Raw genomic sequence first — 19,037 nt, forward strand, 5'->3', positions numbered from 1 at the left:
TTGCGCCTAGCGGAATTGATGCCGCATGCCCCGCGGTTGATCACATGCCCGGTTTGGGGCCTGCTTCTTCTTCCTCCTCAAGCCGTTCGCGCTCGCGCTGCTGGCGCAATTCGTCCTGAAAAGCACCGGCAATAATGCCCGATGGCAGGCTCACAAGGCCGATGGCGCCCAGAATGAGCAACCCTGCCGCCATGCGTCCCCCAAGGGTGGCCGGCACCACATCGCCATAGCCCACCGTCGAGAGCGTCACCACGCTCCACCACATGGCCTTGGGAATGGATCCAAACGCCTCTGGCATGGTGTCGCGCTCAAACAGGTACATGATGACGGCAGCGGAATAGATCACCAGCGACGCAATTACCGCAGCCACCAGGAGCTGACGCCAGGTTGACCGTAGAACCCTGATAACCACACGCGCGGGCTCGAAATACTTTGCCAGCTTGAACAGCCGCGCCAGCCGGAAGGCGCGCAACCATGCCATATCGGCCCCCATGAAACCGGTCGCGATCAGCACGATCAGTTCAGGGCCAAACGCCAGGAAATCGACCGACAGCCAGAACCGCCCGGCATAGTGGACGCGATTGCGCAGCCCCGTGACGCCGCGGGTCTGTCCGGCGCACCACAAGCGAAGACAGAATTCGATGGCAAAGATCAGCAGAACGGCATCATTGGCCAGATCTAGCAGAAAGGCCGTGTTGGGCGACAAACCTTCCATGGTCTCGACAGTAAACAGCACGACGCTGAGAATAATCAGAACAAGGATCACCCAGTTCAGAGGCGACAGGCCGCGCCCATCCCACGAATCCAGCAGCAGCTGGCGGTCAAACCAGCTGCGGGCTTCAGCTGCGCCCTGCTCATAGGGTGGCTCTGTTGCATCATTCGGGGCGGTCATGGGCATGTATCCGCATCATGTGCTGCAGCGAATCACGTACAGCCAATGACACACATTACCCCCGCCCGGCCTGTACCGTCAGCCGCGCAGTGTGCCGCCCGTCGCATTGTGCACGGATGCAACGATTTTCTCGGACACCGCATCAATGTCCTTGTCGGTCATTGTCTGCCCCGTGGGCTGCAGCGTGACTTCAATAGCCACCGACTTGCTGGCCACATCAATGCCAGCGCCTTCGTAGATATCGAAGATCTGTGCATCGGTGATGAGCTTCTTGTCTGCCGATCTGGCAGCCTTCAGCAAATCACTGCCGGCCACGTCCTTGGACACGACAAAAGCAAAGTCACGGCGAACGGGCATCAGGTCAGCAGCATCAAGCGGTGGCCTAGACCGTGTGGCCTTCTTGCGCGGAGCCGGGATGGCATCGAGATAGACCTCGAAAGCAGCCACACGGCCCGACAGGCCAAGGGCCTCAACAACGCGCGGATGCAGCTCACCAAATTGTGCCAGCACAACTTTGGGCCCAAGGGTCAGCAGGCCGGAGCGGCCCGGGTGGTACCACTCGGACGCGCCCGCCGACACCTGGGCATTGGCAGCAGGTCCGCCTGCAGCGGCCAGAGCCGCCAGCGCATCTTCCTTGGCGGTGAAGACGTCCGGAACCGATGCCCCTTGCCATTCACGGGTGGTGTTGCCTGCGCGCACGCCGGCGGCAGATGTGCTCTGGCCTTCCGGAGTTTCGTCTGCGTAGTGGGCACCGACTTCAAACAGCGCAACGTCGCGCATGCCCCGGTCAATGTTGCGCTGAGCAGCAGCTGCAAGGGTTGCCAGAATGCTCGGGCGCATGTCGGACAGTTCCGACGAGATCGGATTTGCCAGCTCCAGCGCCTTTTGCCCGCCGCCGAACAATTCCGCCTGCTGCTTTGAGCAGAAGGCCCACGTCACGGCCTCAGACAGGCCACGTGAGGCCAGTCCACGCCGGGCGAGGCGCACACGGCCCTGCATTGGCGTGAGGATCGGTTTCGCCACGGCATGCAGACGGGGCAGGGGCGTTGGCTTCACCTCATTGATGCCATGTACACGCACTGCTTCTTCAACAAGGTCTGCGGAGCCATGCACATCAGGACGCCACGACGGTGGCGTTACCTTGGCCGGAGATGAGGTGCTGTCGCTCTCGAACCCAAGAGCCTCAAGGATTGAGAAGATGCACGCGTCATTAAGTTCCAGGCCGGTGAGCTTGCGGACCCGTGCCGTGTCGAATGCAATTTCGCGGCGCCATTCCGGGATGCTACCGGCACTCTCAACGGTGCTGGCGTCACCGCCGCACATGTCGAGGATCAGGCGGGTCGCCATTTCCATGCCGTCGTGAGCAAATTCCGGATCAACGCCGCGCTCGAAGCGGAAACGGGCGTCGGACGTGATGCCTGTCTTGCGACCGGCTGTCGCGATCGTGATGGGGTCAAACAGCGCGCATTCCACAAACACGTTGACCGTGTCCTCGGTGCAGCCCGTGGCTTCGCCGCCCATGACGCCACCAAGCCCGAGCATGCCGTTATCGTCGGCGATCACACACATGCTGTCGTCGGCTTTGTATTCCTTGCCGTCGAGCGCCAGAAATTCTTCGCCCGTCCGGCCCATGCGCGCATGCACGGTGCCTGAAAGCTTGTCCGCATCAAACACATGCAGCGGACGGGCACGATCGAATGACATGTAGTTGGTGATGTCCACCAGCGCATTGATTGGACGAAGGCCGATGGCGCGCAGCTTTTTCTGCAGCCAATCCGGTGACGGGCCGTTCTTTACACCTTTGATCATCCGTCCAAGGAACAACTGACAGGCAGGGGCGCTGTCGAATTTCAGTTCAACCTTGGTGTCACTCTCAAACGTGCCGGGGACGGCCTCGATGGTTTCAGCCTTGAGGGTGCCCACGCCCATGGCCGCCAGGTCGCGCGCAATGCCGCGCACGCCGGTGCAGTCCGGCCGGTTTGGTGTAATGGCGATCTCGATGACGGGGTCATTGACGCCAAGGGCATCAGCCGCGGCCATGCCGACCTCAAAGTCACCTTCAAGATCGATGATGCCGTTGTGTTCTTCCGACAGTTCAAGCTCGCGTTCCGAGCACATCATGCCGTTGGACTGTACACCGCGAATTTCGGTTGGCTTCAACGTCATGTCGATGCCGGGCACATAGGCACCTTCCGGCGCAAAAATGCCGGTCAGTCCTTCGCGTGCATTGGGTGCACCACAGACAACCTGCATCTCGCCCTTGGCCGTGGCGACTTTGCAGAGCCTCAGCTTGTCCGCATTGGGGTGTTGTTCCGTGCTGATGATCTTCGCGACGGTGAATGCGCCAAGCGCCTTGGCCGGATCGTGGATCTCTTCCACTTCCAGCCCAAGCATGGTCAGGGCGTCAGACAGGTCTTCGAGCGTGGCTGTTGTCTCAAGATGATCCTTGAGCCAGGAGAGGGAGAATTTCATCGGCTCAGCCCCCCGTATAGAGACGGTACATCCAGAGCCGAGAACCCGTAATGCTTGAGCCAGCGCAGGTCGCCATCAAAGAACGCCCGCAGATCAGGTGCGCCATATTTCAGCATGGCGAGGCGATCAATGCCGATGCCGAAGGCAAAGCCCTGATAGACCTCAGGGTCGAGGCCGGACGCGGACAACACATTCGGATTGACCATGCCGCAGCCCAGAATTTCCATCCAGTCGTCACCCTGGCCGATCTTGACGTCCTTGCCAGACCGATCACAGCGGATGTCCACTTCCATGGACGGTTCCGTGAACGGGAAGTAGCTGGGGCGGAACCGCATTTCCACGCTGTCTACTTCAAAGTAGGCGCGGGCGAATTCTTCCAGTGTCCAGCGCAGGTGACCCATATGGGTTGTTTCATCAATGACCATGCCTTCGACCTGATGGAACATCGGGGTATGCGTCTGGTCACTGTCGCAGCGGAACGTGCGGCCCGGCGCAATGAAGCGATGCGGCGGCTTTTCGCTGCGCATGGTGCGCACCTGCACGGGACTTGTATGTGTACGGAGCAACAGCCGTGAGCCGTCTTCCTGCTCATGGAAATAGAACGTGTCATGCATCTGCCGGGCAGGGTGCTCCGGCGGGATGTTCAGGGCGGTGAAGTTGTATTCGTCCGTTTCGATGTCCGGACCTTCCTTCACGTCAAAGCCCATGTCGGCGAAGATAGCGACGATCTCATCCATCACCTGTGAGTTTGGGTGGATGCGGCCCTGCTCCGCCGGCGCAGCGGCAACGGGCAGCGTGACGTCCACGCGCTCCTGTTCCAACTGCACTTCAAGTGCTGCTTCATGCAGCATGGCCTGACGCGCGGTGATGGCGTCGGCGATGCGCGTCTTGAGGCCATTGAGAAGCGGGCCTGCTTCCTTGCGCTCTTCCGGGCTCATCTTGCCCAGGCCCTTCATCAGTTCAGAGACACGCCCCTTCTTGCCAAGGGCGGCCACGCGCACCTGTTCCAGCGCGTCGAGGGTTTCAGCATCTGCGATCGCAGAGGTGAACTGGTCTTCGAGGGTTTTCGCTTCGGTCTGAAGGTCGCTCATCTGGTCTCAATTCCGGCCATTTGCATCTTGGCCTTGTTGCATAAAAAAATCGCTGTTGCCACGCGCGTGGCAGCTCGTCGGTTCTGGTGGGAACCGGCAGCAGCCCGCGCGGGCAAACAGCGATGTTTATCGTGTGGATGAGTCCTAAGGACTACTTCAGCGCGGCGGCCGCCTGATCGACCAGAGCCTTGAAGGCCTCAGGTTCGCGGATCGCGATGTCAGACAGCACTTTGCGGTCCACGTCGATCCCGGCAACCGTGAGGCCGTTGATAAATCGGCCATAAGTCATGCCGTGCTCACGCGTGGCAGCATTGATGCGCTGAATCCAAAGCGAACGGAACGTCCGCTTGCGGACCTTGCGGTCGCGATACTGGTACTGGCCAGCCTTGTCGACAGCCTGGGTGGCGATACGGAAGGTGTTCTTCCGGGCGCCGTAATAGCCCTTGGCTTTCTTGATAACTTTGCGATGACGGGCGTGAGTTGTGACGCCCCGTTTGACACGTGCCATGTCAGGTTCTCCTCAAACGATTTTCTAAAAGGGGCGTTCAGCCGTATGGCAGGAACTTTTTGACGACCTTGGCATCCTGCGGTGACAGGATGGTGGTGCCACGCAGATTACGAATCTGGGTTTGGCTTCGCTTGATCATGCCGTGGCGCTTGCCGGCCTGGCCCGCGCGCACTTTCCCTTTAGCCGTAAGAGAGAAACGCTTCTTGGCGCCGCTCTTTGTCTTCAGTTTGGGCATTTCGCGTCTTCCTTCAAATCAAAGCGCCAGATCATTGATCCAGCGCTGGAACAGCAACAAAGCCGCCATGGCATGCCCTACAGGCCAGGCGGCACTAAGAGGCGGGGTTATAGAGGGGCCAGAAGGGGGATGCAAGAGGAGTGAGGTCCCGTTCCGGTCATGCCTGATGCCCTTTTTTGTTGCCGGGCTGGGACATGATCCGCTAGGCTGAGTTCAATATATAAACTCAGAAAGGTGCCGATGTCTGCGCAAAGCATGTTTGAAGATGATCCGCTGGATGATTTCGACCATCGGGAGATCACCCTGGACGGGGCAACGCCGGGCATCACCAAGATGGTGCATGTCATGGGGTCGGGCCCGGCGGTCATCGTGATGACGGAAATGCCCAATATTAGTCCCCATGTGTCGCGGTTTGCCCGCTGGGTGCGCGATGCTGGGTTTACGGTCTATATGCCGTCGCTTTTTGGCCGCGATGGCGCGGTTCCCACCGAAAAAGAAGGCTCTGAAAGCTTCCAACACGCGTGCGTCAGCGCTGAGTTCCGGGCTTTTGCCAAAGGCAATCCGGACGGCAAGGCCAGCCCGGTCACGATCTGGCTGCGGGCGCTGGCGAAACTGGCCCACGAAGAATGTGGCGGCCCCGGCGTTGGGGCCATCGGCATGTGCTTCACGGGCAATTTCGCTCTGTCGATGATGCTTGAGGACGCGGTTCTGGCGCCGGTGCTGTCTCAGCCGTCCCTGCCGCTCGACGACAAGGCCGCCGTCGAAAGCCCACCGGAAGAGCTGGCCGCCGTGCGTGCACGCATGGAGCGCGACGACCTCACGGTGCTGGCCTATCGCTTTGAGGGGGACAGCTTCTGCCAGGCAGAGCGGTTTGCCCGCTATGCAGAAGCCCTGGGCGATCGTTTCGAAGGCCATGTGCTGCCAGACAGTGCGGCCAACACCGACCTCCCTGAATTCGCCAAGAAGTTTGTGACGACGCCCCACAGCGTGGTGACCACCCATCTCATTGATGAGGAGGGGGAGCCCACAGCCATGGCACGTGACAACATTCTGGACTTCTTCAAGCAGCGGCTTTCTGCATAGCCCGGGGTTGGACAAGCAGACACGGCAAAACCCGGACGCCACAGGGGAGCAACATCCAGGCTTCGCGCACCATCACCGATCGTTGAAAGATGCGATGGTTTCGTGAGGAGAGGCGTGCGGGTTAGTTGGCGCCGTTACCTTCGCCGCGTACGTCTTCCAGTACGTCAAACTCGCCGTCGCCTTCATTCACCTCGTCAGCCACGGTGTATCCGGCACCGGCTGCAACGCCGAGCGCGCACCCGCCGGCGGGGACCGCCATCACAGTGACTACAGCGAGGGCTTTAAGCAGATCGGTCATAAGGACTACTCCCGTTTGAATTACAGACAGGAGTAGAACGATGCAGACGCTGCGTTGTTCCCAGAAAATATCACACGGTCAGTGGGTCGCAGATCTCTGCCTATTCCGCAGCCGTCTGGTTCACCTGCGGTTTCGACACCGCAGCTGGAATAACCGGAATGTCCTTGTCCGCGATGGGCGCCATCTTCTGTTTCCGGGCAAGGGCTGCCTCGATGTAGGGCGCCAGCTCTTGAGCTTTCCGGGCCTCACGCTTGGCAACGTCCGCCTTGAAGTCCGGCATGACGTCAGACGCAAACAGCTCAAGACTTTCGCAGATATGCTGGTGGGAGTTGTTGCCCGCCTGCTGCATGAAGATCACCTGATCAACGCCGGCCTCCTGCATGGCTTTCAAATGCGCGCGCATGTCGTCCGGCGTGCCGATGCCACCAAGCCCGCCGGGGGCCTGGGACGCGGCTTCCTTGATCACGTCCTCCGTCCGGTCACCGCGACGCTCGATATATTCCGCCCACATATCCGTACGGCCCGGCACGAAGTCCTGCGTCACCATGCGCCCAAGTGCATAGCCGAAGAACTCAAAGCCTTCATGGCCACGGCGGATTGCTTCCTCGCGGTCCTGATGGATTGAGAAAGACGACACCATGGCGATGTTGGCATTGACCCGATGGCCCAGCGGTACGCACTGGTCTGACTTGATGATGCCGTAATAGATGTCGGCCCACGCGCGGGCTTCGTCGGGATCAACAAATGAGAACGCCAGCGCGCCGAGACCAAGAGACGCCGCCACCTTGATGGTGTCGCGATTGGTGCAGGCCATCCACATGGGCGGATGCGGCTTCTGCATTGGTTTGGGGATCACATTGCGGCACGGCATGGAGAAGGTCTTGCCTTCAAACCCCGGATAGGGGTCCATCACCATCATGTTGGCGATCTGCTCGGCTGCCTCCAGGGACATCTCGCGTTTTTCCCGCGCGGGAATGTCAAAGCCGCCAAGCTCAAGACGCGTTGCGCCCTCGCCAATGCCAAAGTCCACACGGCCATCTGAAATGAGATCAAGCGTTCCGATGCACTCAGCCGTGCGGGCCGGGTGATTGTAGTTGGCAATCACCTGCCGAATGCCATGGCCCAACCGGATGTTTTTGGTTTGCCCTGCGGCGGCGGCGAGAAACACTTCCGGTGCTGCGGAGTGGGAGTACTCCTCAAGGAAGTGGTGCTCCACCTCCCACGCATAGTCGTAACCAAGCTTGTCCGCGAGAACGATCTGGTCCAGCGCCTCCTTGAAAAGACGATGTTCCCCGTGCTCACCCCAGGGGCGTGGCAGCTGAAGTTCGTAAAAGACCCCAAAGCGCATCGGTGTCCCCTCCCATGTTTTTTGTTTTCTGGAGAAGTATGACGCCGATTGGCTGGAATGCAAAAAAGCTGCGTTAGGCTGGCTCGTAAACGCCCAGGCCGCGACCCAGCGATTCCAGATAATCCCGCTCAAACCGTTGAGACACCGGCGCGTCCTGCACAAAGACAAAGCCGTGATAGGCGGCCGGATAGACCTGCAATTCCGTTGCGACGCCTGCCGCCGTCAGCCGACGGGCATAGGCGATGTCTTCATCCAAAAACAGATCAAGGCTGCCGACACCGATCCATGTGGGCGGCAGTCCTTCCACGCTCTGCGCGCGGGCTGGCACAGCCGGGGCGGCGGGATCAGCGTCACCCAGATAGGACGCCCAGCCGAACACATTGGCGTCCGCCGTCCACACGAACTCGCCCGTAAGCGGATCAGGTGTTGCGCCCGGTGCTGTCGTGCGGTCATCCAGCATGGGATAGACAAGATGCTGGAACGCGATTGTGTATTTTCCTTCCGCATGGGTGCGCTGGACAAGGGCTGCCGCCAACCCGCCACCGGCACTGTCACCCCCCACGGCAATGCGCGCAGCGTCCACATTCAACTCGCCCGCATTGTCAAACAGCCACGCAAGTGCATCAGCGCAGTCATCAAGCGGTGCAGGATAGGGGTGTTCGGGTGCCAGTCGGTACTCGACGGAAACAACGGTCACGCCGAGCTGTGCTGCAATCCGCGTGTTGCGCTGGTCAGAACCTTCCACATTGCCGCCGATATATCCGCCGCCATGGATATGCAGGAAGCCCGGGCGGGCGCCGGAGCTCTTATTGCTCTCGTAAACCAGGCATCGAACATCCGGCGCACCCTTGAGCCCTGGCACCTTGATTTCGCGACGGGTGACATCATGCTCCGCCGGATCACCAAGCACAGCCATGCTGGCCATCAGCTCACGTATGCCCGGCAAAGCCTCGGTTGAAAGTTCAAGTGTAGGAAACACATCCAGAAACGATTGCAGGTCCGGATCAACAAGGTGGCGGGTGCTCATGGTTTCTCCCTGATGGATTTGGTGAACGAGCGAGTGGGAGCATAAAAAATGCCCGGATCCATCTGGACACGGGCATTTTTCGAAACAACAGGTGCCTAGCGCGGTGCCAGCACCATGATCATCTGGCGGCCTTCAAGCTTGGGGTGGAGTTCCACCTTGGCAATCTCGTCCACCTGGTCACGGACCTTGTGGAGTAGTTTCATGCCGAGTTCCTGGTGGGCCATTTCACGGCCGCGGAAGCGCAGGGTGACCTTCACCTTGTCGCCTTCTTCAAAGAAGCGAAGCATGTTGCGCATCTTCACGTCGTAATCATGCGTGTCGATGTTCGGGCGCATTTTGATTTCTTTGACGTCGACCGTTTTCTGGTTCTTGCGCGCTTCGGCGGCTTTCTTCTGGGCCTGATACTTGTATTTGCCCAGATCCATGATCTTGGCGACCGGCGGCTTGGCGGTGGGAGAAACCTCCACCAGATCAAGGCCAACCTCGGAGGCCATTTCCATGGCGCGGTCTGTGGCGACGACGCCTACATTTTCGCCTTCGGCATCAATCAGCCGAACATCTGGAACATTGATCTGGTCATTGGCGCGCGGGCCCTCTTGTTTTTGAGGGGGCGCCATATTGGGGCGGCGTGCGATGTCGTTACTCTCCCGTCAGGACGGCGCGGGAGAAACGTTCATTCATACAGTCCCGCAAGCCCCGTCCAGTGAAACACAAGGTGTTGAAGCGCCTATATTTCGCGAATCCGACTGAAATTCAAGTTATTCCGGCAAGTTTCGCCAACGCGGACTTAACGTCGTCAGGAGAATGCGCGGAAATCTCCGGCCCGGCGAGGATACTGACCCTTGGTCCGCGCGGTGCGCATAGGGCGGGATCACTGTCTGAGCCAAACAGTGCCACGCTCGGTGTGCCGCTGAGCGATATGAGATGCATGGGCCCTGTATCGTTGCCCACAGCCATTTTTGCACTCAGGGCCAGGGTGACGATGTCATTGAGGCTAGTGTCTCCGGCAAGATCGAGGGCCGTGGATTCGCTCTCCGCGATGTCCTGCGCGAGGGGTTTTTCGCTCTTCGACCCCAAAATGACCGGGCGGATGCCTTGTGCGGCCCAATCACGCGCGACCTGCGCAAAATGGCTGGCAGGCCAGCGCTTGGCCGGGCGGTGGGGCGCAGCGCCAGGCACCATGAGACCATAGGGCGCATCCGATCCAATCATCTCCACCGCTGATCTGGAGCCGGCAAGCCGTGTGGGATCAGGCATCGGTGTGTCAGCGATGCCGGCATCCCGCAGCTGCTCGGCCTGTCTATCAATGGTGTGCATGAAATCGCGGCGTGTGTTGGCGTGCGGGTGTGAGCATCCCCGTGCAATGCCGGACCACTCGGTGCGTGGCCAAAGCAGGTGAAAATACATGGACGAGCGCGAGGACGTCTGAAGGTCATAGACGCGCGTGAACTTTGCCCAGCTCATGCGGCGAACCAGCGACAGCAGTGACCCAAAGCCCTTTGTGCGCCCGTCGTCCCAGATGTCGTCGAAATAGCCTGAGTCTTTGGCAAGACCTGCAAAGGCCGGCGTTGTGAGCAAGGTAATGTGCGCGTGGCCCGTCTCATCCAGCGCATCGTGATGGGTGCGGATGGCGGCAAAGGGACCAAGCGCCTGAACAAAATCCCCAAGCGCGCCCAGCTTGATGATCAGAATGTTTTCCCTACTCATGAAGTTACGGCGGCCTTTCGGGCGCTCGCCGCACCGCTCAGGACATCACGATAAACATCCAGGGTTGAGGCACACATGGCCGCTGAGGTGAAAGAGCTGAGCGCATGGGCCCGCGCCCGCGCGCCCATCTGAGATGCGTCCTCGGCCGACATGGCAAGCGCGTCATCAAGCACCGACGCGAGGGCCTCCGCATTGCCGGGCTCAAACAGCCAGCCGGTACGCTGATGGGCAGGGTCCGTGATGAATTGCTCACGCGCCCCGCCATGGTCCGGCGCGATCATGCGTTTGCCCATGGCCTGTGCTTCCACGCCGATGCGTCCGAATGGTTCAGGGTCAAGGGAGGCGGAAACGACAATGTCCGCCGCCTTGTAGGCTGCGGCCATATCGCTGATGTGCCCTGCCAGCGTCACCTGCTCCATGAGGCCAAGATCCGAAATGTGCTGGCGGACTTCCGCTTCAAAGTCTTCCCGCCCCTGTGCATCGCCTGCGATGACAAATCTTGCGGGCAGGGTGGTCTTGGCTGCGGCGTCAATCAAAAGCAGCGGACCCTTCCAGCGGGTCAGACGGGCGGGCAGCACAACCAAAGGACGGTTGTCGCCCTCAACACCCCATTCGTTCTTCAGCGTCTGAACGCGCGCCTGATCGACGCTGTCGGGATCAAAGGTCTCAAGATCAAAGCCGCGGGGAATGGGATGTACCGTCTCGACCGGTGTCCCATGGGCCATCATGATGCGATCAGCGGTGAATTGTGAGTTGGCAATCACAGCTTCGCCCCGGGCCATCACTGAATTATAGAACACCTTCCAGCGCGGCTTGTCGTGGACCTTGCTATGATACGTCGTGACGAAATGGCGATACTCGGCATTGGCTGCTGCCATGGCACTCCATGCCGGCGCCCGGCTGCGGGCATGGACGATGGATATGTCGCGCGCCCGGATGATCCGGCGCAGCTTGCCAATGTTTTCCATCATGACCATCGGGTTCTTGGAGGCGGCATCCATATGAAACACGGTGACGCCCGCCCGCAGCAGCTCCGTTTCAAGCCGCCCCCCACTGGTGGCCACAAACGACCGCCAGCCATTAGCCGCAACCGCGCTGGCAATCTCCACGCAGGAGCGCTCAGCACCCCCTGCGTCAAGCTGAGGGATTACCTGCAGCACGCCGGGCTTGGTAAGCTGGCTGTCCGTGTGTTCCAAGAGCTCTTGTGCTCCCAAGTACCAAGTGAATTCAGGCCTTATGACCCAATCAGAAAATACGTTCCAGAACCTTACCCGTCCCGACGGCGAAACGCTCGCTTTTCAGGCGCGCGATGGACGCGGCCCCACGGTGGTCTGGTTCGGCGGCTTTAAGTCGGACATGACGGGCACAAAAGCAACCGCGCTGGACGACTGGGCAAAAGAACGGGGCCAGGCTTTTGTCCGGTTTGACTATTTCGGACACGGGGCATCTTCCGGTGACTTCACAGACGGCACAATTGGTCGCTGGCTTGAAGGCGGGCTGCAAGTGCTGCGGGACCTGGCTCCCGGCCCTGTGGTTCTGGTTGGGTCCAGCATGGGCGGCTGGCTGTCTCTTCTCGCAGCCCAAGCGCTGCAGGCTGCAGGCGAAGGCGATCGCCTCAAGGGCATGGTGCTCATCGCGCCGGCCCCGGATTTTACGGAAAAGCTGATGTGGGCCGGGTTTTCCGACGAAATACGCCGCACGATTATGGACGAGGGCCGGTACAACCAACCATCTGACTATGATGATGAGCCTTACATCATTACCCGTCGGCTAATCGAGGAAGGCCGGAATCATCTCATCCTCGACAAGCCCATCCCGGTGACCTGCCCTGTGCGCATTCTGCAGGGCATGTGCGACGACGATGTGCCGTGGCAGCACGCGCTTATGCTGGTGGAAGCCCTGGAGGGCGATGACGTGGCCTATACGCTGGTCAAATCCGGCGACCATCGCCTGTCCACGCCGGCAGACATCGTCCGGCTGCATCAGGCTCTGGATGATGTTACCGGCACCTAGGCTTTCCCGTCCCCGGCATCCGCCAGCGCCTTGAGGCCTTCGCGATAGGTCGGGTACTTCAGAACCACGCCCAGATCATCCTTGATGCGGTCGTTCTTCACCCGTTTTGATTCCGCATAGAAGCTGCGGCCCATGGGCGACATCTCCGCCTCATCGAAAGGCACCAGCGGGGGCGGGTCCATGCCCAGTAGCTCGGCTGCATACGCCACAACGTCCTGCGGAGGGCCAGCTTCGTTGTCGCACACATTGAACGGCTGCGTTGGCAGCCCGCTGGTGGCTGCCGCCTCAAGTATCTGGGCAATGTCATCGACGTGAATGCGCGAGAATACCTGTCCAGGTTTTTCAACCCGACGCGCCTTGCCTTTGCGCAGGCTGACCAGTTGATTACGCCCGGGTCCATAAATGCCCGCCAGCCGGAACATGTGCAGGGGCACGTTCATCGCAGCAGCCAGATCCTGCCAGACAAGCTCCGCAGTGACACGCTTTTTGCCGCGTTCGGTCGATGGCAGCAATATGCTGGTCTCATTCACATAGCCACCCTTGCGATCGCCATAAACGCCGGTGGTCGAAAGATATCCGATCCATTCAAGGCCCTGGATGGCCTGTATGTCATTGCCATGGCTGGCAATCACCGGATCGCCATCGTCGCCCGGGGGCACTGAAGCAAGCAGATGCGTTGTGCCCGCCAGAGCCTGTGCGGGATCAGCCAGGGGAGCATCACCAAAGATGTGTGCGTCAATGCCCTCGGCGCGTAAGACATCTGCTTTGTCCTCGCTGCGGCATGTTCCGGCAACCCGCCAGCCTTGCTGCTGCATACGCCGGGCGAAGGTGAGCGCTGAAAAACCAAGGCCAAAACAGAACAGACGGGGCATCGAGGGAGGAATCCTTTTTGTTGCCAAATGCGCGCCTTGAAATGGCCACCGCTGCGCGCGACGGTAGCGCCCATGAGAGAGATGATAAATGCCGCACGATTGTTTTTTCTGTGGGTCGGCCTGCTGATTGTCGGCGTCGCCGTCCTGATGGTGTTCGTGCTGCCCGCCCGCAGCTATGCCCAGGACCTTGATTCCGCCGCGCGCTACCGTGACTGCCTGCGCCTGGTGGAGGTTGACCCGGACCAGGCGTTCGATCAGGCGATGGAATGGCGCACCAATGGTGGCGGTCCGGCCGCGCGTCATTGCGAGGCGCTGGCCCTTGTGGAGTTGAAGCTGTACGGCGAAGCCGCCGTGCGTCTGGGTGATCTGGCCGATGCGCCGGGCTCGGGTGAACCTGAAGACCGGGCCGCCCTGCTGGCCCAAGCGGGCAATGCGTGGCTGCTGGCAGGCAGCGGAGAAAACGCAGCGATTGCCCTGACAGCCGCCCTCAACCTCACCCCCGGCGATACCGGGTTTCTGGTCGACCGTGGTCGGGCCTATGCGGCTGCTGGAGATTTTGCTGCTGCAGAAGCGGACCTCAATCAGGCGTTGGCCATACGGCCCGATGCTGCGGATGTTCTGGTTCTGCGCGCCGGGGCCAAACGCGCGCAAGGCAAGCTGGATGGAGCCAGCGAAGACATTTCACGTGCCCTCGCATTGCAGCCGGACGGTCCCTATGTACTGGTTGAACGCGGCGCCATTCGTCTGGCACAGGGCGATGATGCCGGTGCCCGCGCAGACTGGGTTGCGGTGGCGCGCATTGTTGGCGAGGTTGGTCCCGAGCATCCCGATGCGGAAGCGCTGAAGGATGCCCAGCGTAGCCTTGAAGACCTGGATGTCGACAAGCCATAAGACCATAACGGCAAGAACTAGAAATCAAGATTGGCGTAGTGGCGCGCCGCAGGCATGCCCGGCACGTTGTCAGCCAGCAACGCCCTGAAGGATGGCCGCGATTTGATGCGCGCATACCAGTCTTTGGACTGCGGAAAGTCCGACCACGGAACATTGCCAAGATAATCAACCGCCGACAGATGCGCAGCCGCTGTCAGATCTGCAAGGGTCATTTCTTCCCCGGCGAGCCAGTTGCGGCGTTCCACCAGAAACGAAATATAGTCCAGGTGATAGCTGACATTGTGCATGCCGATGCGCACGGTTTCGGTGTCCGGCGGGCCGCCACCCAGGTCGCGTGGCAAAAACCGCTTGAGGATTTTTTCGTCGACCAGAGTACGAGTGACTTCCTCGGCAAACTTCTCGTCGAACCAGTCCGCAATACGCCGCGCTTCTGCGCGTTCAATCGGATTGCCAGGCAACAGAACCAGGCCGCCATCAGGATCGCGATAAAACTCGTCCAGATACTCGGTAATCGCACGGTGGCCCGAGAAAATGGCGCCATCCTGCTCAACCAGAACGGGCACGGTGCCAGCGGGATTGAGCGCCAGAAATTCTTCGCGCCGGTCCCACGGCTTTTCAACCTCCAGTTCGAAGGCGAGTTTCTTTTCCGCAAGCGCCAGGCGGACCTTGCGGCAGAACGGATCAAGAGGCTGATGAATGAGGCGTCTCATGCTGGGGCGCACTGTAGCTTATTCGCTGGCGCACGCGATGCCCCAATTGGATAAAACCCACAATTGTTTTACCGCCACTATTGCGTAATGAATGGCGCCTATAGTGAGTGCAGCATGATTCCTCCGGACCCGCCCAATGCCCATTAGCCAACTGATCGTCCTGGCCATTATTCAGGGCCTGACCGAGTTCCTGCCGATCTCTTCGTCCGGCCATCTGGCACTGGTGGACGAGCTGACCGGCTGGGCCGATCAGGGTGTGCTGATCGATGTGGCGATCCATGTGGGGTCGCTCTTCGCGGTCCTCATCTATTTTCGTAAAGACGTTGTTGAGCTGATTGTCGGCACGCTAGCCCTGCTCCGTGGGCACGTGACACAGGCAGGACGCTTGGCGCTCTATCTGGTCGTCGCCAGTGTCCCGATCGGCATCATAGGCTTTTCACTTGCGAGCATGCAGGCCACGGAATTGCTGCGGGCAGCGCAAGTGGTTGCCTGGGCCAACATGATTTTTGCCGTGTTGCTGTATTGGAGCGACAGGGCCGGCGCGACCGATCAGACCCTTGGAGACATGACCTGGACCCGCGCCATCATTGTCGGCGTGGCGCAGGTGGCAGCGGTTGTCCCTGGGGCCAGCCGGTCCGGCGTTACGATGATGGCGGCTCGCTTTTTGGGATTTGATCGCAAGGAAGCAGCTCGATTCTCAATGCTGCTGGCCATTCCCACCATTCTGGGCGCTGGCTTGGTCGCAACCATGAGGCTTGCCCAGACCAGCGACGTGACGCTGCAAAGCGACGCCGTCATTGCCGCGATCTTGTCGTTTCTGGTGGCATGGGCGGCGATAGCAGTCTTCATGCGACTGCTGGAACGCATGTCGCTGACACCATTCGTGATTTACCGCGTGGTGCTTGGCGTGGTCCTGCTGCTGTGGCTGTACATCTAGCCGGCGGAAATGGCGCTACACCGTTTCCCGCTTGATATCTTCCGCATACTGACCCTGACGACGATACATCCACAAATAGCCCGGCACAATGGCTTCAACTGATTTGGGCGTGATGCCCAGATCTTCGATTGTGCGGTTCTGTGACGTCGCTTCCTCGCTGACCACATTGTCGGTTTCAAGCATTCGAACCTGGTCCAGCGTCAGCAAGGGGGCGGGGAGCAGTCCCAGAATGCGGCCCTGCAAACGAGCGATTGACCAGGGGATCGGTGCAAGAATGCGTTTGCGCTGCGTCTCATCGAGAACGATCTGCATCAGTTCCTTGAAGCTGTAGACCGTCGGTCCACCAAGCTCGTAGGTCTTGCCCTGTGTCGAGGTGTCTTCGAGAGCTGTGCACACCGCATCCGCCACATCATCCACATAGACGGGCTGCATTTTTGTGTGGCCGCCACCAAGAAGCGGCAGGGCCGGTGAAAATTTTGCCATGGCGGCAAAGCGATTGAAGAAGCCGTCGCCATTCCCGAAAATGATGGACGGACGCAGGATGACAGCGTCCGGGAAGGCGTCCAGCACAGCAGCTTCGCCCTCAGCTTTGGAAGACGCATATTTGGCAGGGCTGTCTGGATCAGCACCGATTGCCGAGACGTGCACGAGCCGTTCAACGCCTTTCGCCTTGGCCGACCATGCAATGCGCCCGGCTGCTTCTGCCTGAAGGGCATCAAATTTCTGCTTGCCACTTTCATACAGAATGCCGACCAGATTGACCGCCATGTCGGCACCGGAAAGCGCGCGGGCGACGGATTCATCGTCCTTGATGTCGGCATAAACCGCTTCCACCTGTCCCGGCAGGCCCATGGTGCGCACAAATCCTGCAAGCGAGGGGCGCCGTACGGCTGCCCGCACCCGGTATCCACGCTTTGCCAGTTCCCGGACCACGTGGCGGCCCACAAAACCGGATCCACCAAAGACTGTTACGATTTTCGCGCTCACGCCGCGTCTTCCTTATTCCAGGCTGGCTTGTTCAAGGTTGGCTTATTCAAGGCTGGCCTGTTCAAAGCCGGATCAAGCCGTAGTTGATTTGCTGACACCCTAAATAGCGCAGCTGGGCATATGCGCCTAGGGGGCTCATGGGCCCGCGCTGATTTGGCCCGATCGCGCAGCGGGCACGCCGTTTGGTTTGGCAGGCCCGGTCCAGCGCTCTAGGCTTTGTGTGAACCGCGCAAAAGACGAACATCCCGGGAAAACCCTTCATGTCTTCAGCCCAAATCGATCCATCCAATCCGGACCTGCACAGCTATGCCTTTGAGAGCAATCCGGAGCCGACGCTGGCCTGGCTGCGCGAACATGATCCGGTGCATTGGTCACAGCATGGCTACTGGTTTGTGACGCGATATGAGGATGTGCGGGCAGTTCTGGGTGATCCTGCCCGCTTTTCCAGCCAGAAAGCAGGGTTCGGCGCAAATAACCCGATTGGCAAAGACGCCAAGGGTCCAGAGGGCAAGAGCGGCAAAAAAGCGTCCGACGCGGAAAAGACAATGTCCAAGGGCCTGGCGCTGTCGTTCAACCAGCAGGACCCGCCGGATCATTCCCGCGTGCGCAAGCTCGTCAATCAGGCTTTCTCGCGCCGTGAGATATCGGAGCGCGCCGACAAGATACAGGCGGTCGTGGACGCGTTGATGGCCGATGTGAAGGCCAAAGGCGAGTTTGACCTGATCACGGATTTTGCCTTTCACCTGCCGATTATTGTGGCGTCAGACATCATCGGCATTCCAGCTGAAGACCGGGATCTGTTCCGGCGCAATTTTGAGCTCGCCGCCCGGTTGATGGCACCCAAGCGCTCGGACGAAGAATGGGCAGAGGCGCTCACCGGCGCCAAATGGCAGAGCACCTACATGGGCGAGCTGATTGCCAGCCGCGCCCGGGAGCCGCGCGCAGACCTGATCTCGGCCCTGATCCAGACGTCTGAAGACGATCAGAAACTGACCGGCGGCGAAGTAGCGTCCGCCATCATGACGATTTTTACAGCGGCTGGCACAACCACCGAGCGGATGATCTCCAGTGGCGCCTTTTTGCTGCTGACCCACCCCGAGCAACTGGCGGCGCTGCGAGCGGATCACAGCCTGATGGACAATGTGCTGGAAGAAATCCTGCGCTTTCACCACCCCAACCAGTCCACCTCAACCAACCGTCGGGCAACACAGGATGTGGAGCTTGGCGGCAAGACCATTCGGGCTGGTGATACTGTGCGCGTGTCGCTTGGATCTGCCAATCGCGACGCTGCTCAGTTTGACGAGCCTGATGCGTTCAACATCCAGCGCACCGGCACGAAACACATGTCATTTGGCTTTGGCATTCATTTCTGTCTGGGGTCAGCGCTGGCGCGCTACGAAACAAAAGCGGCCCTTGAAGCGCTCTTGCTGGGGCCAAAGTCAATTGAGTTGATTACACAAAATCCGGTGAAAGATCCCGATCGTCCCGACCGCTACAAGGAAATCCGTGTACGGATGTCTTAAGCGGACACGACACTGAATGTTGCGCTGACAAAGGCGCAGTCGCGGCCATCTGCTGTCACTTTGCCCTGTGCCATGTCCATGCTGCGACCGGTTTTGATGGCGGTGGTTGTAAATTCAAGCCACTGCCCCTGCTTGGCGGGACGCAGAAAATCGACATGAAGCGTAACGGTAACGGCCCCCGCCACCTCATTGCCTGCATCGCGTTGGGCCTGCACGCAGCTCAGCCCCATGGCGTTGTCGGCCAGCGCTGATATCAACCCGCCATGCACAAGCCCCCGCGAATTGCAGTGGGCTTCCCCCGCCGTGACGCCAATCACCACAGAACTGTCATCAACGCGCGAGTATAAGGGCTCCCACGGATCAGTCATGGGGCTTCTGCGAAAATGCGGCTTGAAGCCATCGGCAATCATTGAGCTGTTCAATGCAGGTCACTCCTGTTGGGT

The 19,037-nt window shown here is 59.9% G+C and carries 20 protein-coding genes; 5 read left to right on the forward strand and 15 right to left on the reverse strand.

The window, feature by feature from the left end:
• Window positions 1-40: 40 nt before the first annotated feature.
• From BN1012_RS00545 to rpmI, 5 genes are all read right to left on the reverse strand, one after another.
• The gene (locus tag BN1012_RS00545; RefSeq protein WP_171815875.1) at window positions 41-892 is read right to left on the reverse strand and encodes an ion transporter; all 852 of its coding nucleotides are present in this window, start codon (window positions 890-892) and stop codon (window positions 41-43) included.
• A 78-nt stretch (window positions 893-970) separates the two neighbouring features.
• Window positions 971-3,364 (reverse strand): phenylalanine--tRNA ligase subunit beta, encoded by a 2,394-nt coding sequence (pheT, locus tag BN1012_RS00550; protein WP_043948083.1) that lies wholly within the window; start codon window positions 3,362-3,364, stop codon window positions 971-973.
• Window positions 3,361-4,455, reverse strand: coding sequence for a phenylalanine--tRNA ligase subunit alpha (gene pheS / locus BN1012_RS00555; protein ID WP_043948084.1), 1,095 nt, complete (start codon window positions 4,453-4,455; stop codon window positions 3,361-3,363). The genes pheT and pheS overlap by 4 nt, the downstream gene beginning before the upstream one ends.
• Before the next feature lie 151 nt (window positions 4,456-4,606).
• Entirely contained in the window at window positions 4,607-4,963 is a 357-nt protein-coding gene (gene rplT, locus BN1012_RS00560; protein WP_043948085.1) for a 50S ribosomal protein L20, read from the reverse strand.
• 37 nt (window positions 4,964-5,000) lie between these two features.
• Window positions 5,001-5,198 carry a 50S ribosomal protein L35 gene (rpmI, locus tag BN1012_RS00565; RefSeq protein WP_043948086.1) on the reverse strand — a complete coding sequence of 66 codons (198 nt, stop codon included), beginning with the start codon at window positions 5,196-5,198 and terminating at the stop codon, window positions 5,001-5,003.
• A 240-nt stretch (window positions 5,199-5,438) separates the two neighbouring features.
• On the opposite strand from rpmI, the gene BN1012_RS00570 reads away from it, so the two are divergent.
• The gene (locus BN1012_RS00570) at window positions 5,439-6,281 is read left to right on the forward strand and encodes a dienelactone hydrolase family protein (RefSeq protein WP_043948087.1); all 843 of its coding nucleotides are present in this window, start codon (window positions 5,439-5,441) and stop codon (window positions 6,279-6,281) included.
• 121 nt (window positions 6,282-6,402) lie between these two features.
• Here the strand turns inward: BN1012_RS00570 and BN1012_RS17585 are convergent, their stop codons facing one another.
• The 6 genes from BN1012_RS17585 to BN1012_RS00595 all read right to left on the reverse strand — a co-directional run bounded on the left by BN1012_RS17585 (window position 6,403) and on the right by BN1012_RS00595 (window position 11,857).
• Window positions 6,403-6,579: a hypothetical protein gene (locus BN1012_RS17585; protein WP_171815876.1), complete on the reverse strand. Its 177-nt coding sequence runs from the start codon at window positions 6,577-6,579 to the stop codon at window positions 6,403-6,405.
• A 100-nt stretch (window positions 6,580-6,679) separates the two neighbouring features.
• Window positions 6,680-7,927 carry an LLM class flavin-dependent oxidoreductase gene (locus tag BN1012_RS00575; RefSeq protein ID WP_043948088.1) on the reverse strand — a complete coding sequence of 416 codons (1,248 nt, stop codon included), beginning with the start codon at window positions 7,925-7,927 and terminating at the stop codon, window positions 6,680-6,682.
• Window positions 7,928-8,000: 73 nt separating this feature from the next.
• A complete protein-coding gene (locus BN1012_RS00580) occupies window positions 8,001-8,954 on the reverse strand; it encodes an alpha/beta hydrolase (RefSeq protein WP_043948089.1) in 954 nt (317 codons plus the stop codon).
• 95 nt (window positions 8,955-9,049) lie between these two features.
• Window positions 9,050-9,571, reverse strand: a complete 522-nt coding sequence (gene infC / locus BN1012_RS00585) for a translation initiation factor IF-3 (protein ID WP_043948090.1) — start codon at window positions 9,569-9,571, stop codon at window positions 9,050-9,052.
• A 136-nt stretch (window positions 9,572-9,707) separates the two neighbouring features.
• Window positions 9,708-10,661, reverse strand: a complete 954-nt coding sequence (locus BN1012_RS00590) for a glycosyltransferase family 9 protein (RefSeq protein ID WP_043948091.1) — start codon at window positions 10,659-10,661, stop codon at window positions 9,708-9,710.
• A complete protein-coding gene (locus BN1012_RS00595) occupies window positions 10,658-11,857 on the reverse strand; it encodes a glycosyltransferase family 4 protein (RefSeq protein ID WP_043948092.1) in 1,200 nt (399 codons plus the stop codon). Before BN1012_RS00595 ends, BN1012_RS00590 begins: the two co-directional genes overlap by 4 nt.
• A 40-nt stretch (window positions 11,858-11,897) precedes the next feature.
• Here BN1012_RS00595 and BN1012_RS00600 point away from each other — a divergent pair, with 40 nt between their 5' ends.
• Window positions 11,898-12,674 carry an alpha/beta hydrolase gene (locus BN1012_RS00600; RefSeq protein ID WP_043948093.1) on the forward strand — a complete coding sequence of 259 codons (777 nt, stop codon included), beginning with the start codon at window positions 11,898-11,900 and terminating at the stop codon, window positions 12,672-12,674.
• Here the strand turns inward: BN1012_RS00600 and BN1012_RS00605 are convergent.
• Complete coding sequence (locus tag BN1012_RS00605; RefSeq protein ID WP_043948094.1) at window positions 12,671-13,546, reverse strand: SDR family oxidoreductase; 876 nt, start codon at window positions 13,544-13,546, stop codon at window positions 12,671-12,673. The genes BN1012_RS00600 and BN1012_RS00605 overlap by 4 nt on opposite strands.
• A gap of 72 nt (window positions 13,547-13,618) precedes the next feature.
• Between BN1012_RS00605 and BN1012_RS00610 the strand changes: the two genes are divergently transcribed.
• Window positions 13,619-14,437, forward strand: a complete 819-nt coding sequence (locus BN1012_RS00610) for a tetratricopeptide repeat protein (protein ID WP_171815877.1) — start codon at window positions 13,619-13,621, stop codon at window positions 14,435-14,437.
• A 17-nt stretch (window positions 14,438-14,454) separates the two neighbouring features.
• Here BN1012_RS00610 and BN1012_RS00615 read toward each other — a convergent pair whose 3' ends face one another.
• The gene (locus tag BN1012_RS00615; RefSeq protein ID WP_043950449.1) at window positions 14,455-15,147 is read right to left on the reverse strand and encodes a glutathione S-transferase family protein; all 693 of its coding nucleotides are present in this window, start codon (window positions 15,145-15,147) and stop codon (window positions 14,455-14,457) included.
• A 136-nt stretch (window positions 15,148-15,283) separates the two neighbouring features.
• Here BN1012_RS00615 and BN1012_RS00620 point away from each other — a divergent pair, with 136 nt between their 5' ends.
• Window positions 15,284-16,084 (forward strand): undecaprenyl-diphosphate phosphatase, encoded by an 801-nt coding sequence (locus BN1012_RS00620; RefSeq protein WP_043948095.1) that lies wholly within the window; start codon window positions 15,284-15,286, stop codon window positions 16,082-16,084.
• A gap of 15 nt (window positions 16,085-16,099) precedes the next feature.
• Here BN1012_RS00620 and BN1012_RS00625 read toward each other — a convergent pair whose 3' ends face one another.
• Window positions 16,100-17,071, reverse strand: a complete 972-nt coding sequence (locus BN1012_RS00625; protein WP_043948096.1) for a complex I NDUFA9 subunit family protein — start codon at window positions 17,069-17,071, stop codon at window positions 16,100-16,102.
• Between the two features lie 260 nt (window positions 17,072-17,331).
• On the opposite strand from BN1012_RS00625, the gene BN1012_RS00630 reads away from it, so the two are divergent.
• Window positions 17,332-18,594 carry a cytochrome P450 gene (locus tag BN1012_RS00630; protein WP_043948097.1) on the forward strand — a complete coding sequence of 421 codons (1,263 nt, stop codon included), beginning with the start codon at window positions 17,332-17,334 and terminating at the stop codon, window positions 18,592-18,594.
• Here the strand turns inward: BN1012_RS00630 and BN1012_RS00635 are convergent.
• Entirely contained in the window at window positions 18,591-18,962 is a 372-nt protein-coding gene (locus BN1012_RS00635) for a PaaI family thioesterase (protein WP_244442923.1), read from the reverse strand. The two genes, BN1012_RS00630 and BN1012_RS00635, sit on opposite strands and share 4 nt — an antisense overlap.
• Window positions 18,963-19,037: the final 75 nt, after the last annotated feature.

The sequence above is a fragment of the Candidatus Phaeomarinobacter ectocarpi genome (genome assembly GCF_000689395.1).
Lineage (GTDB): Bacteria > Pseudomonadota > Alphaproteobacteria > CGMCC-115125 > CGMCC-115125 > Pyruvatibacter > Pyruvatibacter ectocarpi.